General features: G+C 39.9%; 13 protein-coding genes. 6 read left to right on the forward strand and 7 right to left on the reverse strand.

Annotation, left to right across the window (positions count from 1 at the left end; all coding sequences use genetic code 11):
* Nucleotides 1–106: 106 nt before the first annotated feature.
* From dapB to JWQ54_RS17605, 4 genes are all read right to left on the reverse strand, one after another.
* Nucleotides 107–856: a 4-hydroxy-tetrahydrodipicolinate reductase gene (gene dapB, locus JWQ54_RS17590; RefSeq protein WP_299587350.1), complete on the reverse strand. Its 750-nt coding sequence runs from the start codon at nt 854–856 to the stop codon at nt 107–109.
* A 79-nt stretch (nt 857–935) separates the two neighbouring features.
* Nucleotides 936–1,631 (reverse strand): DUF5683 domain-containing protein, encoded by a 696-nt coding sequence (locus JWQ54_RS17595; protein ID WP_299587353.1) that lies wholly within the window; start codon nt 1,629–1,631, stop codon nt 936–938.
* A 40-nt stretch (nt 1,632–1,671) separates the two neighbouring features.
* Nucleotides 1,672–2,592, reverse strand: a complete 921-nt coding sequence (locus JWQ54_RS17600) for a ParB/RepB/Spo0J family partition protein (RefSeq protein ID WP_299587355.1) — start codon at nt 2,590–2,592, stop codon at nt 1,672–1,674.
* Between the two features lie 7 nt (nt 2,593–2,599).
* Nucleotides 2,600–3,403, reverse strand: coding sequence for an AAA family ATPase (locus JWQ54_RS17605; RefSeq protein ID WP_299587358.1), 804 nt, complete (start codon nt 3,401–3,403; stop codon nt 2,600–2,602).
* Between the two features lie 373 nt (nt 3,404–3,776).
* On the opposite strand from JWQ54_RS17605, the gene JWQ54_RS17610 reads away from it, so the two are divergent.
* The gene (locus tag JWQ54_RS17610) at nt 3,777–4,301 is read left to right on the forward strand and encodes an NADPH-dependent FMN reductase (protein WP_299587360.1); all 525 of its coding nucleotides are present in this window, start codon (nt 3,777–3,779) and stop codon (nt 4,299–4,301) included.
* A gap of 117 nt (nt 4,302–4,418) precedes the next feature.
* On the opposite strand, the gene JWQ54_RS17615 is transcribed toward JWQ54_RS17610, so the two are convergent.
* Both JWQ54_RS17615 and JWQ54_RS17620 read right to left on the reverse strand, forming a co-directional pair.
* Nucleotides 4,419–6,359 carry a gliding motility-associated C-terminal domain-containing protein gene (locus tag JWQ54_RS17615; protein ID WP_299587363.1) on the reverse strand — a complete coding sequence of 647 codons (1,941 nt, stop codon included), beginning with the start codon at nt 6,357–6,359 and terminating at the stop codon, nt 4,419–4,421.
* Between the two features lie 191 nt (nt 6,360–6,550).
* Nucleotides 6,551–7,240 carry a VIT1/CCC1 transporter family protein gene (locus JWQ54_RS17620; RefSeq protein WP_299587366.1) on the reverse strand — a complete coding sequence of 230 codons (690 nt, stop codon included), beginning with the start codon at nt 7,238–7,240 and terminating at the stop codon, nt 6,551–6,553.
* A 126-nt stretch (nt 7,241–7,366) separates the two neighbouring features.
* Between JWQ54_RS17620 and JWQ54_RS17625 the strand changes: the two genes are divergently transcribed.
* The 4 genes from JWQ54_RS17625 (at nt 7,367) to JWQ54_RS17640 (ending at nt 12,215) form a co-directional block, all read left to right on the forward strand.
* Complete coding sequence (locus JWQ54_RS17625; RefSeq protein ID WP_299587369.1) at nt 7,367–8,638, forward strand: outer membrane beta-barrel protein; 1,272 nt, start codon at nt 7,367–7,369, stop codon at nt 8,636–8,638.
* Between the two features lie 27 nt (nt 8,639–8,665).
* Nucleotides 8,666–9,322, forward strand: coding sequence for a hypothetical protein (locus JWQ54_RS17630; RefSeq protein WP_299587372.1), 657 nt, complete (start codon nt 8,666–8,668; stop codon nt 9,320–9,322).
* An 18-nt stretch (nt 9,323–9,340) separates the two neighbouring features.
* On the forward strand, nt 9,341–10,006 hold the full coding sequence (locus tag JWQ54_RS17635; protein ID WP_299587375.1) for an outer membrane beta-barrel protein: 666 nt from the start codon (nt 9,341–9,343) through the stop codon (nt 10,004–10,006).
* A 121-nt stretch (nt 10,007–10,127) separates the two neighbouring features.
* Nucleotides 10,128–12,215 carry a TonB-dependent receptor gene (locus tag JWQ54_RS17640; protein ID WP_299587378.1) on the forward strand — a complete coding sequence of 696 codons (2,088 nt, stop codon included), beginning with the start codon at nt 10,128–10,130 and terminating at the stop codon, nt 12,213–12,215.
* Between the two features lie 48 nt (nt 12,216–12,263).
* Here the strand turns inward: JWQ54_RS17640 and JWQ54_RS17645 are convergent, their stop codons facing one another.
* Nucleotides 12,264–14,798 (reverse strand): family 20 glycosylhydrolase, encoded by a 2,535-nt coding sequence (locus JWQ54_RS17645; RefSeq protein ID WP_299587380.1) that lies wholly within the window; start codon nt 14,796–14,798, stop codon nt 12,264–12,266.
* A gap of 342 nt (nt 14,799–15,140) precedes the next feature.
* Here JWQ54_RS17645 and JWQ54_RS17650 point away from each other — a divergent pair, with 342 nt between their 5' ends.
* The gene (locus JWQ54_RS17650) at nt 15,141–15,737 is read left to right on the forward strand and encodes a DUF2807 domain-containing protein (protein ID WP_299587382.1); all 597 of its coding nucleotides are present in this window, start codon (nt 15,141–15,143) and stop codon (nt 15,735–15,737) included.
* Nucleotides 15,738–15,761: the final 24 nt, after the last annotated feature.

Here is a 15,761-nt window from a genome sequence, read left to right on the forward strand (position 1 = left end):
CGAAAAATTAAGAGTTCGAACTATGTTCCTGATCTTTTAACTTCTTTTCATGACTCTTGTATGTACCTTGATTTCTTGTTTCCCGACTCTTGATTTCTTGTCTTTTTTATTTAAAGTCAAACATATCCTCAACTGAATAAAATCCTTTCTTTCCCTGGATCCATTCAGCAGCTAATACGGCACCTAATGCAAAGCCGTTGCGGTTGTGCGCGGTATGTTTAAATTCAATCGAGTCTACCTCCGAATCATAGATAACGGTATGTGTGCCCGGCACACTATCAATGCGGAATGATTCTATCAGCAGCTGATCATTTTTTACATTATCATCAGCGGTTTCGGCGTCATCAACAGTAAGAGAATTAATCCATTCCTTTTTCGAATCCAGGTTTTCAATAATTCCTTCGGCAATGGTTATGGCTGTACCACTCGGTGAATCAAGCTTTTGCGTGTGATGGATCTCTTCTACCTGTACATCGTAATACGGGTAATTGCTCATCATCCTGGCAAGCACCTTATTAATATGGAAAAATATGTTTACACCAACGCTAAAGTTTGTAGCATATAAAAGAGCTGTGCTGCTGCGCTCATATTGCTCTTTTAGCTTTGGCAAGCTATTATACCACCCTGTTGTACCAACAACAACAGGCACGCCCGCGTTAAGGCATTGCTCAATATTATTTAATACAGTCCCGGGGGTACTAAACTCAATGGCAACATCGGCCATTTGCAGGTTTTCAGCAGTTAGCTCATCCTGGTTATCATGGTCAATTTTAAATACTATTTCGTGCTTGCGGTCTATGGCAATTTTTTCAATTATTTTGCCCATTTTACCGTATCCTAATAATGCAATTTTCATTCCGGTTTTATTATTTTGATGTGATGCTAACGACCATGCTGCCTGATAATTAAACAAGATCTGCAACCTTGAACAATTATCAAAGCGTAAAGGTAATTTTTATCCCCGGAATATATGAACCTGCAGCATTTTGAGCATAAACAGTTGGTTGATTTATGAAACCAGGCGTTACCCGCATTGAAAAATTATTATCAAGTGTATAGCTATGAATAAATTTAGCATCAATATAGGCGTCAACAGCATTTACTCCCCAAAGAACCAAAACACCTAAAATAGAAAGGTCCCGGTTGCGCCGGTAGCCATCTTTTGCATCATAAATTGCCTGGTCGCTAACCTGGGCATCCTTATACTGATTGTATTCAGCATAATAAGGATCAGTTGGTTTAGGTACTATTAAATGATTCCTGTATAATGACAATTGCAAAAATTCCTTATAGTATTGCGCGTTAAATACAATTGCCGCGCCCAACAGGCCTAAGCCTCCATAAATAACCGGTACTTTCCAGATCTTATGATTATACACCTGACCCCATCCCGGAACAATTAAGGAACGGATAACCGCCTTATGCGGACTATGCAAGGTATCGGGGCGATAAACTTTTGATTTCCGTATTTTGGGCACGTTTGATCTGATAATATCAGTATCCTGCCGGCTTGCTTTAAGCGTATCCATTTTGCTTTTTACAACAACTTTGCTTGTCGTATCAGGATTTTGCGCCCGGGCAGTAAAAACAAATCCGGCAAGCAGCCAGATAATAAGCAAATATTTATACATCTGTTACATTAAAAAAACCCTCGTTTTAAGGGGATATAGTTTACCAATCCATAATTTCGAGGATCCGGCTAAGATCACTTTCTGATAAAAAAGGGATCTCAATTGTACCCCGGCCCTGGCCGCCGATCTTCAGTTTAACTCTTGTACTGAATTTAGATGCCAGGTCGTCCTGTATTTTTTGAACCTGGAACGAGATTGGCTCAGGTTGTTTGCCTTCCTTTTTTACAGGGGCCCTTTGCATATCACGAACCAGTTCTTCTGTCTTACGAACGGATAAACCCTGCTGAATAATATGTTGATGGATATATATTTGTTTAGTGGGGTCCTCAATGGTTATCAATGCCTTAGCGTGACCCATGGTTAGCTCGCCATCACGGATAGAAGCTTGTATGGCGGGGGGCAGTTTTAACAACCTTAAATAATTGGTTACTGTAGAGCGATTTTTGCTAACGCGATCTCCAAGCTCTTCCTGTTTAAGGTTACATTCTTCAATCATCCGCTGAAAGCTGAGGGCAACTTCAATGGCATTCAGGTTTTCGCGCTGAATGTTTTCAATAAGCGCCATTTCAAGCATCTGCTGATCATTGGCAGAGCGGATATAAACAGGGATATGTGTTAAGCCGGCAAGTTTTGAAGCCCGGAAACGACGCTCGCCTGATATAAGCTGGTAGCTGTGGGCATTTAGGCGCCTAACGGTAATAGGTTGTATAAGCCCTTGTAATTTTATTGAATCAGCCAGTTCTGCCAGGGCTTGCTGGTCAAAATCAGTACGGGGCTGAAAAGGATTGACCTCAATTTCAGTTAACTTTATCTCATTTACCGAGCCAAGGCTATTAACTTCCGGACTTGAGGATACATTTGCCTTATTGTTATTATTATTTTGGTTTTGATTTACATTTTCCGAATCATTCAGCAATGCACTTAATCCTCTCCCTAAAGCGTTTCTTTTTTCTGCACTCATCTTTTGCTTATACTATTGCGGTGTTTGTGGTGGCCTCTTCTCTAACCAAACCGTTTTTACGTAAAATTTCCCGGGCAAGATTAAGGTAATTTATTGCCCCTTTGCTGGTAGCATCATGCATAATTACTGATATACCAAAGCTTGGGGCCTCGCTTAAACGTGTGTTACGCTGAATAATAGTATCAAATACCATGTCTTCAAAATGAGTCCTAACCTCTTCAACCACCTGGTTTGATAAACGCAATCTTACATCGTACATTGTTAACAGGATGCCTTCAATCTCCAGTGTGGGGTTTAACCTCGACTGCACAATTTTTATGGTATTTAACAGTTTGCCTAATCCTTCCAATGCAAAATACTCACATTGTACCGGAATAATTACAGAATCAGCCGCGGTTAAGGCATTTATAGTAATCAAACCCAATGAAGGCGAACAGTCAATTATAATAAAATCATAATCGTTTTTTATACTGTTTAGCACCGCTTTCATTTTATACTCACGGTCGGTAAGATTTATCATTTCTATCTCGGCACCCACCAGGTCAATGTGGGCTGGTAACAGGTCGAGGTTTGGTGTATCGGTTTTTTGGATAGCTTCACGTGGGTCTATCTGGTTAATGATACACTCATAAATACTATTCTTTATGTTTCTTGGATCAAACCCAATACCCGAGGTTGAATTAGCTTGGGGGTCGGCATCAACCAATAATGTTTTAAACTCTAATACGGCTAAACTTGCAGCCAGGTTTATTGATGATGTAGTTTTTCCTACACCGCCTTTTTGATTGGCTAAAGCAATAATTTTACTCATTTTATATGTTAAAAAATTTATATATGGGTTTTCTGTAACAACGAATATAGGAACAGCAACTTATAATTTCCTAAAGTTTTTTATGCGGGGTAAAGATACATATTTAAATAATTCCGAAATCCACAGGTTTGGCCTACTTACAAACAGTTTGGGACAATTAACGAATGGGTGAATTAGTGCGTTAGTGAATTAGTCATCAATATTTTAAGTTTTGAATTGAGGAAAAACCAGGAAGCTGGCTGACATCATTCAATACAAGGTCAATTTCCAAATCACTAATTCACTAACCCACTAATTCACTAATTATTTTTATTTACTTTGTTTGATTATGTGACTTCCCAATCATTAATTCACTAACTCACTAATTAAGTCAATGTTAACAACCATTATATCAGCTACCAATCGCCCTAACAGTTCAACATATAAGCTGGCACAATATTATCAGAAAAAATTAAAAGAAAAAGGATTGGAAGCCGGCATATTACCATTAACCCAATTACCTGCCAACATAATTGAAAGTGACCTGTATGGTAAAAGGAGTGCTGAATTTAAGCCAATACAGGATATTGTTACACAAACAGAAAAATTTTTATTTATCATCCCTGAATATAATGGCAGTTTCCCTGGTGTTTTAAAGGTGTTTATGGATGCCTGCAGCTTCCCGGAAAGCTTTTACGAAAAAAAGGCGGCCCTAACCGGTTTATCATCCGGTAAATATGGCAATATACGCGGCATTGATCATTTTACAGGCGTTTGTCATTATATGCACTTGCAGGTTATGCCGCTAAAAATTCATATAGGCAGTATAAATAAAGAGTTTGACCCGGATAACAACCTTTTTCAGAATGATACGCTAAAGTTTACAGAAGAGCAGATGGATAAGTTTATTTTATTTTGATTGCACTGATTTTGTTTGTTTTGATTACACTGATCTTGTCAAAGGTGATTACACCAGCTTAGAATATACTAACCACTCACTTAATCAACTCAATCAACCACTCACTCAATTATCCACTTACTTCACAATAAACACCCAGCCGGAAAGCTTCGGCGTCTTGTTTTTCAGATCGATAACATAATAATAAGTACCCTCGGGCAAAGCCGTGCCATTGTAAGTACCATCCCAGGCTTTTGAATAGCCCATGCTTTGGTAAACCCTTTTTCCATACCGGTCAAAAATCTGGGTTAAGCTTTCAGGGTAGGTAAATAAGGCTTCAATGTTCCATTGGTCATTAATACCATCGCCATTTGGCGAAAAAGCATTTGGGATAATTATTTTTTTGTAAACCTTTACAAAAACAGGACCGCTGACAGAAATACCGCAATTTTGCGATGTTACTGTCATAATATAAGCAATATCATCAGTAGGGCTGGCAACTGGCGTAGCAGATGCAGGATTGTCAAGCGCAGTTGTTGGCGACCATGAAATACCCGTGATCTGGTCTCCTTTTACCGTTCCGTTTAACTTTACCGACTGCCCTTTAAATATATTCTTATCCCCACCGCCATCGGCTACCGGATTTTGATTTACGGTTACTGTTATTGATTTGGTATCGGTACAATAATCATTGCTCACATCAACACTGTAGATGGTTGTCACCAGCGGTGTGGCTACCGGGTTTGGCATGTCATCATGATCAAGCCCGGTTGATGGTGTCCATTTGTAATGCAACCCGCCCGATGCGCCGAGCTGTGTGTGTTCGCCGGCACATATAGGCGCAACGGTAATTACATTCGCTACCGGCTTTGGAATAATGCTAACCTGCACGTTTACAGGCGCCCCTGTGCAATTTTGGGCTGATATTGGTACAACTGTGTAAGTGCCTGCATCTGCCAGGGTAATATTATTAATAACCAGCGGGTTTTGCAAAGTTGGCGCCAGGTTTGGCGCCGACCACATATACGTAACTCCGCCCGAAGCGGTTAATGTTAATGTCGATCCTTCGCAAAAAGTTTGTGGTGTAATAGCTGTAGCTACAGGAAGCGGAATTACCGTAACGGTTAACGGCAGTGAGTAAACCCTGCAGTTAAGCGAGGAAATATCCCCGCCATTTACCACAATGCCCACCCGGTATAAATGTGTTCCTAAAACAGCATTATCGGGAGGCCTTATATAGGTGTCGGAATTAGCTCCCGGTATGTCGGCCCAATTATTGCCACCGGTATTATACTGCCATTGATATACCGGGTTGCCGTCAACTTTAGCTTTTAAGGTAACTGTAGTGTTATCTCCTAAGCATACGTCCTGCTCCGGTGAGCCGTTAAAAGATCCAAAACCAGCCTGGATCACCTGGCCGCAGGCACGAAAGGTAATATCATCCAAAGCCAGGTCATTCCCGCATCCACCGGGCGCATTGTTTATCATTTTTACAACAACGCTGGTAACACCCGGCGGTAAAGTGAAAAATGTGCCATATTTTTTCCAGACAACATCATCCGTTGGCGGAATGTCTTCTGTGTTATATGTTTTAAGCACATCACCGGCAAGTGTTTCAATTGAAAATGTAATATTAGGTTTTGTTGATTGACCATTACATGCCGATGGGATGATCAGGTTAGTTATATAAGCGGCAAACTCATAGGTAGTACCAGGGCATAACTGGCCGGCTTCAGTTTTTTGGGTGTAAAATAACCCGGGATCGTTGGATGCATTAACTACCATCATGTATCCATTAGGATTCCCGGTATGATCTTGTGTTAAAACGTGCCAGGTATTGCCGAAACAGCCGTTCGTTCTGCTTACAATGGTATAGCTTCCATCATTGGGGCAATCTCTGCCAAAGTAGTTGTAATTTGTTACATTGCCCCCTAAGGGAGTTCCCGGGTTTGCTCCTGACCCAAAATCCTCGCTAATAACAGGATCGCCCAGGCTCCCTGTACAAACCTGTGCGTGGCTTTGGATGGTAAAGGCTATGCCGGTTACCAGTAAAAATAGCTTAAGCCAAATAGCTTTCATTAACGGGGTAAACTACTGTAAAATAATTGGTTTCATCCCAAAAGTAATTTAATTACCCAATGCTTGAACGGTAATTTGCAAAAACGACTTATTATTAGTGAATTTGGGAACCCATAGTTAGGATGCGAGGTAGCGATCAAATCATGGTCTCTCACAAATAAATTCGGTTGATATTTTTCCCTGAAGCAATCCTAAGCCGCATTAATTAGTTTCGCCATTAAAAATGCTGCTGCTGCTGCAAGGGCGCCTATAAACAGTACCTTTATTGCACCTGTAAATGCTGGCTGCCCTGTAACTTTGCTCTTAAAAAAACCGAATACAAATAAGCAAACCATTGTTATTGCGCATGAATAGTATAAGGCAATTTGTGAATTGCTTTCAAAAAAATAGGGTGATAGCGGTATAATACCACCAACAATGTATGAAACACCAATGGTAATTGCACTTTGCGTAGCGCGGTTGGCCATAGGCTTTTCAAGCCCCAGTTCATACCGCATCATAAAATCAACCCATTTATGTTTATCCTTTGCCATTTCATCGGCAATTTGATGTTGCAGGTTTTCAGAAAGGCCAAAGCCCGCAAATACTTCTCTAACCTCAAACTTCTCCTCTTCGGGCACACGGTCAATTTCATCATATTCGCGTTTTAGTTCAGAAGCGTAATGATCTGATTCTGTGCGCCCGGCTAAAAAACCGCCAAGCCCCATGGCAATAGAGCCGGCAACAATTTCAGCAATCCCGGCAGTTACTACAATGCCTGATGAGTTTACCGCACCGCTTAAGCCTGCGGCAAGGGCAAAGGGAACGGTTAATCCGTCAGACATGCCTATAACAATATCGCGGATGGTATCTGAGCTTTTTAAATGATGTTCGTGATGCATGCTTAAAAGTACGCGATATACTAAGACTACAATAATAAAAGATCAATTTATGATTAGTCTTAATCAGAAAAAGGATTAGTTTAAATATAATTTATATATTCAGCGCCGATTAAACCCCATAACCAAATGAAACCCTATTACAAATTATTTTCTATTGTATTTCTATTCCCATTATTTTCATTAGCCCAATCAAATTATAAGCCCGGCTACCTGGTTACCCTAAAAGGTGACACACTACATGGCTTTATTAATTACCGGGAATGGAATAGCAACCCTGATGCTATTTCATTTAAAAAGATGTTAAGCGATAATAAAGGGCAAAAATACACACCCGATGAAATAAGCTTTTTCAATATCAACGGCTTTGAAGCATATGAAAAATATTCGGGCCCAATTAGTATGGATGTTGTAAACACCGACCGTTTAACTACCGGGAAAGATACCAGCTTTAAAATAGGTGAGGTTTTTTTAAAAGTATTGCAAAAAGGTAAAAATGTAGCGCTTTACGCTTATAGCGACAACCTTAAATCACGGTATTTTATAGGGGATAGTCCTGATTTTAAGCCTAAAGAGTTGGTATACCGTATTTACCAGGCCAATGATGCAAGCGGCACAGAAAAAACTTATACTGATGAAACCTATTTAAAGCAATTAAATGCACTTGCAATTAAGTATAATGCTTTAAATGATGACCTTGCGCATAATTTGGAAAAAGCCGACTATCAAAAACCCATTCTGCTATTAATTACAAGCAAGATAAATAACATATCTAAAGATGAATTTAAAAGTAAATACGATGATCAAACTGCAAGTTATTTTTATGGCGGTATTGGGATAAATGTTGGTACAACTACCCCATCAGCCGGCGGCAGTTACCTGGCCGCCGGTGGTAAATCAAACACATCCATTTTGCCGGTTGCTAAAGCAGGCATTAACATATTTGTCAACCCCAATACCAAAAAGTTATCTTTCAGATTTGAGCTTTCAGTTACAGCAATTAAATATAATTCAGTATATGACAATAAATTTTCGCCTTATGTAAACATAACCTACGGTTACACTAACCTGGCGGTTGCATTATCACCACAAATTATATACAATTTTTATAATGCTAAAGAACTTAAAATCTATGCCGGCGGGGGCATTGAATTAACTAAATATAAATCCTTTGGTAAAAAATATATTGACAACAAAGATGGAAGTACGGTACCAACATCAGCCGATCCGTTTAATTTAAATACATTCAGCATACCTGTAATGGCAAAAGCCGGATTTATAATAAACGATAAACTTGATTTTTCTTTCGATTATTTATTTGCCGGCCCAGTATCTGACGATTATGTGTTCCGTTTAAACACAAGCTCATTCCAGGTAGGTGTAAATTATAAGTTTAAATAAATTATTGCCTTATCCAAACCTTAAATCATGAAATTTTATTACAAATTATTCGCTATTGTATTTCTATTCCCATTATTTTCATTAGCCCAAAGCCATTATAAACCGGGCTATATAGTGAATTTAAAAGGAGACACCGCTCGTGGCTATATTGATTACAGGGGCTGGGACCTTAATCCGGATTATATAAGATTTAAACCACTTACAGGAAATACAGTTGAAAAACTATCTGTTAACGATATCGATTTTTTTAGCATCGATAAAATTACTTCTTATAAAAGATACGAGGGCTTTATCTCTATGGATAATACCAGTGAAGACCGCATGATTGAATTTAGAGATACCAGCTTTAAGGTGGCCACTGTTTTTTTACAAGTACTGCAAAAGGGGAAAAACCTTTCACTTTATTCATATTCTGATGCACTTAAATCCCGCTATTTCATTGGCGAACAACCTGGCTTTGCACCGGCTGAACTGGTTTACAGGCTTTATTATGACATGAAGATTGTAACCATAACACATGACGGCCGGACAGTAAATGAAGATACTTATATGAAACAACTGTTTACACTGGCTATAAAATATGATGCACTGTCGCCGTGGTTGCAAAGAGCCCTTGAAGAAGCAGGTTACAGGGAATATAATCTTGTTCAGGTTGTTAAAAAAATTAACCAGGCAGCTAAGTAATATAAAACCGGTACAACGATGAAACATTTTTACAAGCTCGGAATATTTCTGTTTTTTATCCCTTTTTTTACATCAGGTCAAACTAATACTGATTATGATAAACACAATTTTTATTTGGGAGCAGCACTGAATGCCACTACAACATCCTCATCTTCCGCATCGCCGTTTTATGGAAGCGGCGGCAGGCCATACACATCTTATTTACCTGCGTTATCATTTGGAATTAGCGTTCCGGCAGACCCAAATACAGGCAAATTGGTTTTTCGCGGAGAATTATTAGTTTCTTTAGCAAAATACAGCTCATTATATCAAAATAAAGTATATCCATACATTGGTGTAAGAGCTTCATATAACGAGCTTGGAATTTCGTTTACACCTCAAGTAATTTATAATTTTTACAATGCCGATAATTTTAAATTTTATGGCGGGATTGGCATTGCGTTAGCAAATTCATTCTATAGCAATGTAAACTACGGAAGCCAGGATCCTAATACTCCTTTTCTCGGAGATAATAATTATGACTTTGTTCAATTTGATACACGGGGATTATTAAAAGCCGGAATACAATTACACAAAAAATGGGAGGTTTATTTTAATTACTTAACCTCGGGCGGAACCACCAACCGCGGCTATTTCCAATTGAACAAGACCAATAAGCAGGTGGGCATAAATTATATCTTTTAGAGAAGAAGGGTTTATAGTCTACGGCAAAATACGAGTATTGCTCCTGGCGGCATTGTAAAGCCCCATCCGGGGCAGTAAGGACTTAATAAAAAATACGTTATTTTTGTTCTTCTTAACTCCTATGATAAAACATTGCCTTAGCTTATTTTTTACCCTTGTTATTGCGTCAGGGGTTAATGCACAAAACGCCCCTGTCTCTCCCAAAAAGGATACTATAAAACAGCTGGCACCAGTAATCATCAAAGGATATTTATCTGATCAGCCTTTGCTAAGTGTGCCCGCATCTGTAAGTGTTGTCAGCAAAGCACAGTTAAGCCTGCAACCCGATAATTCATTCGTTTCAGCATTAAACAGTGTGCCTGGTATCCGTGCTGAGGAAAGATCACCGGGCAGTTACCGGTTATCAATCAGGGGGAGCCTGCTGCGTTCACCGTTTGGGATAAGGGACGTAAAGATCTATTACGATGAAATTCCGCTTACTGATGCAGGCGGAAATACCTATTTGAACGCCATTGATATCAACAGCGTCAATCACCTTGAAATACTAAAGGGCCCTGATGGCAGTTTGTTTGGAGCCAATTCAGGCGGGGTTGTTTTGCTAAGCCCGGTTAATCTGCACCAGGATAGCAATTTTGTATCGCTGGGTTTAAATGGCGGCTCGTACGGGTTGGTGCATGAAAATGCTGCTTTGCAAAATCAAAGCGGTAACTACCGTTTCAATTTAAACCAGGGCTATGAAAGCTATGGCGGCTATCGCCAGCACAGCTATATGCAGCGCCATTTTATACAGGCGGCAAACCGGTGGACCTATAATGGCAAAGATGAGTTGCGTGCGCTTGCCTTTTACTCAGATTTAAATTACCAAACACCCGGCGGGCTTACATTGACTCAATACCAGGCCGATCCGCGGTCGGCACGGCTGCCTACAAAATTTGTGCCGGGCGCCATTGATCAAAAAATAGGCATTACTACCAAAATGCTTTTAGGCGGCGTGGTAAATGAGCTGCATATAAACGACAGACTCCGCAATGTACTTTCTGTTTTTGGTTCTTATGTTGATTTTTCCAATCCTTTTATAACTAATTACGAGCAACGCTATGAGAGCACTTATGGCTTGCGCACCTACTTTGAGTTGAGCAGCGAAAAGCACACCGATTATGGCTGGAAGCTAAATTTAGGGCTTGAATGGCAGCAAACCAATGCCGATATTAATAATTATGGCAACAATAAAGGCGTAAGAGATACTGCTCAAACACTTGACAAGATCAATACCAACCAGCATTTCTTTTTTACCCGGTATGGGTTTGATCTGTATAACCGCTGGCATGCGGAAGCAGCTTTGAGCCTGAATTTTTATGATTATGATTTCAAAAATGTTTACCCTAATGCCGAAGCCGGTTTTACAAACAGGCATTTTACACCACAGTTGATGCCAAGGATAGCTTTGTCATATGATGTGACTAATAATTTTATATGGCGAGCCTCTGTTAGTCGCGGTTACTCTACACCTACTACTGCCGAAATCAGGCCTACAGATAATATCATCAACACAAATTTACAAGCGCAATACGGCTGGAACTATGAAACAGGTTTCCGCTTACGGAATGCTGATGAAAGTATGTTTCTGGATGCTTCCGTGTTTTATTATGTATTGCAGAATGCTATTGTACTTCGATTAAATCCTGATGAAACCGAATACTATATTAATGCCGGCGGCACCCATCAACCAGGTATTGAGCTATATTTTTCCGATTGGATCATCCGCCAGAATAATTCGGGCTTTATAAGGGGACTGCAGTTTAATGAATCGGTAACGCTCAACAAATTTACTTTTAGCGGCGACTATCATGATGCAACTGCCAATTACTCCGGCAATAAGTTAACAGGGGTTCCGGGGCAGGTAATTGTTTCGAGCATACAGGTTAAATTTCCTGAGCGCCTTTACATTTTTATTGAACATAATTATACCGGCCGCATCCCGCTTACCGATGCTAATACCGTTTTTGCATCGCACTATAATTTATTACAGGCCAAAGCAGGGTGGCAATTTACCATTAACCGCAAAAGCAAGTTCGAAATATTCGCTGGTGCAGGTAACCTGCTTAATGAAAAATACAGTTTGGGGAATGATTTAAACGCTGTTGGTAACAGATTTTATAACCCTGCGCCGCTGCGCAATTATTTCATTGGCTTTAACGCAGGGTTTTAAAAATAGAATATAACAAAGGCACCCTCACATGCCCATGTTACGTTTTTGTTAGGGAGTAACAGATTCTGAAACGTTGCCCCCACGGCCTTTAGTATCAAATGCTTTAAATTTCACAGTGCTTTTATCTATTGTAACAACATCGTTATATAGTGCGCTTTTTGTATCAGGATCTTTACCGTTTGTTGTATAGCGGATGATTAAACCCGGGAACTGAATATTTGCAACATACTTACCATCTTGTAAAGCAACACCCGGTTTTGGTAAACGGTAATTATAGCCGCCGTTGTAATAGCTTAAACGGGGTAATTCCCTTTTTCCTAATACATTTAAAAAATTTACCCAATCTTTTTGGTAAAGGGAATCACTTTTTGCGACATCTTTTTCGGTTGCCCAGGCGGGATCCTGGCTCCAGGCGCGCTCGGCAAAACCCAATACCCTTGGTAATAGCATGTATTCAAGGCGTTCGGTACTTTTTATATTCTCGCCCCAAACAGCGCTTTGCAAGCCTAAAATATTGCTTTTGCCATAGTCAGTAAGGCGTTGCTTGCCTATAAAAATATTCCGGTTTAGCGGCAGGCCGTCCCTGTCCACCTTTGAGTTTTTAAAATAATCATAAGGGATAAAAGAGAAAGGCTTATCAATATCAGAGAATGCGCCCCAGTAATAACCTGGCTCATCAAATGATTTATAGTGGGCCATATCAAAGTAGAAGTTGGTAACGCAGGTAAGCACAGTTTTGTAGCCTGCGTTTGCCAACCTATAGGCCAAATCTTCGTTACCGCCACCCAGTGTATTGTTCCAAACTTCAGCCTGCAAATGCTCGGGCATAAAATCAGGGTTGGGTACATAAACCGGGGTACCATCAAGCACTGTTTTACGCAATGCCATTTCTTCCCATCCCGATAGGTAAAGCCCTTTTGCTTTCACCAGCTGGTTTACCCTGCCATAAAAATAATACCACAAGTCGGCAGTGCTTTTAATTTCGGGATGTGTAGTTTTTAAGGCTAAGTACGCCGGAGATTTTTCCCAAACATGGGCGGGTACCTCGTCGCCCCCAAAATGTATTGTTTTTAAGGGAACGCCGGCATCTTTGTACATGCTTACAATATCGCCTATAACAGTTTCAACAAAGTTATAGGTTGATGGCAGCGAAACATCAATCACATTATCAGTCCAGTATTGCGCTGTGCTGTATTCCGATTTATCATTCGGATCATAAAGTAAATATTTTTCAGCTTCGGCTTTTTTACCTTCTGCTATTAAGCGGTCATAACGGGCATTCATTGATTTAATGGCAGCACGCGCATGACCTGGGGCTTCAATTTCGGGGATGACCATAATATGCAGCTTGCCGGCATATCTCAGGATCTCAATATAATCAGCCCTGGTGTAAAAGCCTGTGCCGGTTTTATTATCAATTTCGCCGCCTGAGCCATGCGATGGTGGTAAAAAATGTTTGCTATCTAAAGTATGCCCTCGTTTTGCGCCAACTTCGGTTAACTCCGGTAATGATGGCATTTCCAAACGCCAGCCTTCATCCTCGGTTAAATGCATGCGGAATACGTTTATTTTGTACAACGCCAAAATATCAAGCACCCTGAAAATTTCTTTTTTAGGCTGAAAGTTACGGCCAACATCAAGCATAAAAGCACGATAACCAAAGCGTGGCTCGTCTTTTACTTCAACACATGGGATTTGAATCTGTTTTTGCGGGCGAGCATATGCTGAAGGAGGAATTAGCGTTTTTAAGGATTGAATGCCGTAGAAAGCACCAGCACGTGTTGATGCATTAATGGTAATAGAACCTGCTTCAACATTCAGTTCATATCCCTCAGCATTTAAACCATCTTTAAATTTAATATTTATACTATTTGATGATGCCGCAGTCTTCGCACCGGTGAGCGGAGTAATTGCCTCCCTTAATAATGTAAGTTCATTTTGAAATTTTGTATCAGCCTCAAAGTGCACCCCGGCTGATAAAACGAAGCTCCCGCCCGTTTCTTTATAACTCACCGGCGTGGGAAACACTTTCGTTAGCTGCTGCTCCGGTATATCAGTTATATTTTTATTCCGATCATAAATTATGGATGGAGTTATCAACCCCGGATAATTAGGCTTAAATGGTTTAATTGTAAAGGCACCCGTATTGTATCCCTTATCCGGTTGATTATCCCAAACTACGTAAAAACCTTCAGGGCCATCGGTAACGGTAATTACCGGGTCTTCATCAACAAGCTCTATCCGAACTGATTGCCCCGGTTTTAAATCAGGAAAAGTGGCTGTTGGGGTTAGGCTAAAAAGATCGCCGTTTATAAATTTGATGGTGGCATTGCCGGTAACGGTTTGCGCAGCAATTAAACGGGCGGAGTTAAAATACATTTTCCACCCGGTGGCAGGAAATGTTGCTTTGCCATTATTGGTAATGGTTATGGCATTTAACGCCTGTGACTTATTTTGATAATTATTTTGCAGGGCTTCCCAGGTTATACTTAAATCATGAGTATTAAACTTTGGTTCATCAGCAGGTTTAGCAGCCAGGTTTAATGAAAAAACTGCCATAAGAATAACAAGAAAATAACGCATAGAATAATTATTAGGTTATAAATGAGGTAGTAAATATAAGTGATTTATGAAAATTTGCAGCCTTTTTAAAATATTTTAAAAAGTGTAAAAAGTAGGTAAAACTTTTTATCAGATAACAACAACCGACCAGCAGGGATAAAATACCGATAAACCTGCTTTCCTGCATGATAAAGCCATTTAAATCACCCTATAGATCAGTCCGATACCTCCAGGCGATTAATTTCAGGCATTTGTCTATTTCCTTTAGTCTATGGTCTATTCTGTTTTTTTGAACACTGAAATGATCGTTGCTTTGAACATTGAAAACAACAAACATAAATCAACTACTTAAATAATAAGAAAATGAAAACATCAATTTTAACCATCGCCATCCTGTTTGCGACCATATTTGGTTTCAGCCAGTCAACTTACGCTATCGCCCGCAACACCGAAGAAAGCACTATTTTAACAGATTTAAGCAATATCAACGAAATTGAAATATACGGCAACGTTGAGCTTTACGTATCAACCGGAACCACCGACCAGGTAAAGGTTTATAACAAATACTACTCAGATAATGCATTGATACAAGATAACAAAGGAGTGTTGCGCATTTCATCGTACAGTGCTCAAAAACTTACAGTATGGGTTACCGCTAACCAACTTCAAAAGTTAAGCGTATTTGATAATGCCGTAGTAAAATCATTTGGCAAGCTTTCGGCTATCGATCTGAATGTCAAGCTATTTAATAATGCGTCAGCCTATCTAAATATTGATGCTTTTGCAGCCAGCATCTCTTTAAATGACACCGCTAAGGCCAGCCTTACCGGTGATATTACAGAAGGCAGCCTGCAGTATACCCAGTCATCTTTTTTAAGCACTGCCACTTTAAATGTATTGCACCTAATTAAAACCGAAAATTTTAATATGGGCAACACTAATAATATTGCTGAGCTATAGGCAATTTACGCCCGGTTACAAAAA

The sequence above is a fragment of the Mucilaginibacter sp. genome, assembly GCF_028288225.1.
Lineage (GTDB): Bacteria > Bacteroidota > Bacteroidia > Sphingobacteriales > Sphingobacteriaceae > Mucilaginibacter.

What these genes read in the sequence shown, in the direction of transcription:
- JWQ54_RS17620 (WP_299587366.1), bottom strand. Translation starts at nt 7,240, where the DNA reads ATGCATCACGAACATCATTTAAAAAGCTCAGATACCATCCGCGATATT.
- JWQ54_RS17605 (WP_299587358.1), bottom strand. Translation starts at nt 3,403, where the DNA reads ATGAGTAAAATTATTGCTTTAGCCAATCAAAAAGGCGGTGTAGGAAAA.
- JWQ54_RS17610 (WP_299587360.1), top strand. Translation starts at nt 3,777, where the DNA reads ATGTTAACAACCATTATATCAGCTACCAATCGCCCTAACAGTTCAACA.
- JWQ54_RS17635 (WP_299587375.1), top strand. Translation starts at nt 9,341, where the DNA reads ATGAAACATTTTTACAAGCTCGGAATATTTCTGTTTTTTATCCCTTTT.
- JWQ54_RS17615 (WP_299587363.1), bottom strand. Translation starts at nt 6,359, where the DNA reads ATGAAAGCTATTTGGCTTAAGCTATTTTTACTGGTAACCGGCATAGCC.
- JWQ54_RS17630 (WP_299587372.1), top strand. Translation starts at nt 8,666, where the DNA reads ATGAAATTTTATTACAAATTATTCGCTATTGTATTTCTATTCCCATTA.
- JWQ54_RS17625 (WP_299587369.1), top strand. Translation starts at nt 7,367, where the DNA reads ATGAAACCCTATTACAAATTATTTTCTATTGTATTTCTATTCCCATTA.
- JWQ54_RS17645 (WP_299587380.1), bottom strand. Translation starts at nt 14,798, where the DNA reads ATGCGTTATTTTCTTGTTATTCTTATGGCAGTTTTTTCATTAAACCTG.
- JWQ54_RS17650 (WP_299587382.1), top strand. Translation starts at nt 15,141, where the DNA reads ATGAAAACATCAATTTTAACCATCGCCATCCTGTTTGCGACCATATTT.
- JWQ54_RS17595 (WP_299587353.1), bottom strand. Translation starts at nt 1,631, where the DNA reads ATGTATAAATATTTGCTTATTATCTGGCTGCTTGCCGGATTTGTTTTT.
- JWQ54_RS17640 (WP_299587378.1), top strand. Translation starts at nt 10,128, where the DNA reads ATGATAAAACATTGCCTTAGCTTATTTTTTACCCTTGTTATTGCGTCA.
- dapB (WP_299587350.1), bottom strand. Translation starts at nt 856, where the DNA reads ATGAAAATTGCATTATTAGGATACGGTAAAATGGGCAAAATAATTGAA.
- JWQ54_RS17600 (WP_299587355.1), bottom strand. Translation starts at nt 2,592, where the DNA reads ATGAGTGCAGAAAAAAGAAACGCTTTAGGGAGAGGATTAAGTGCATTG.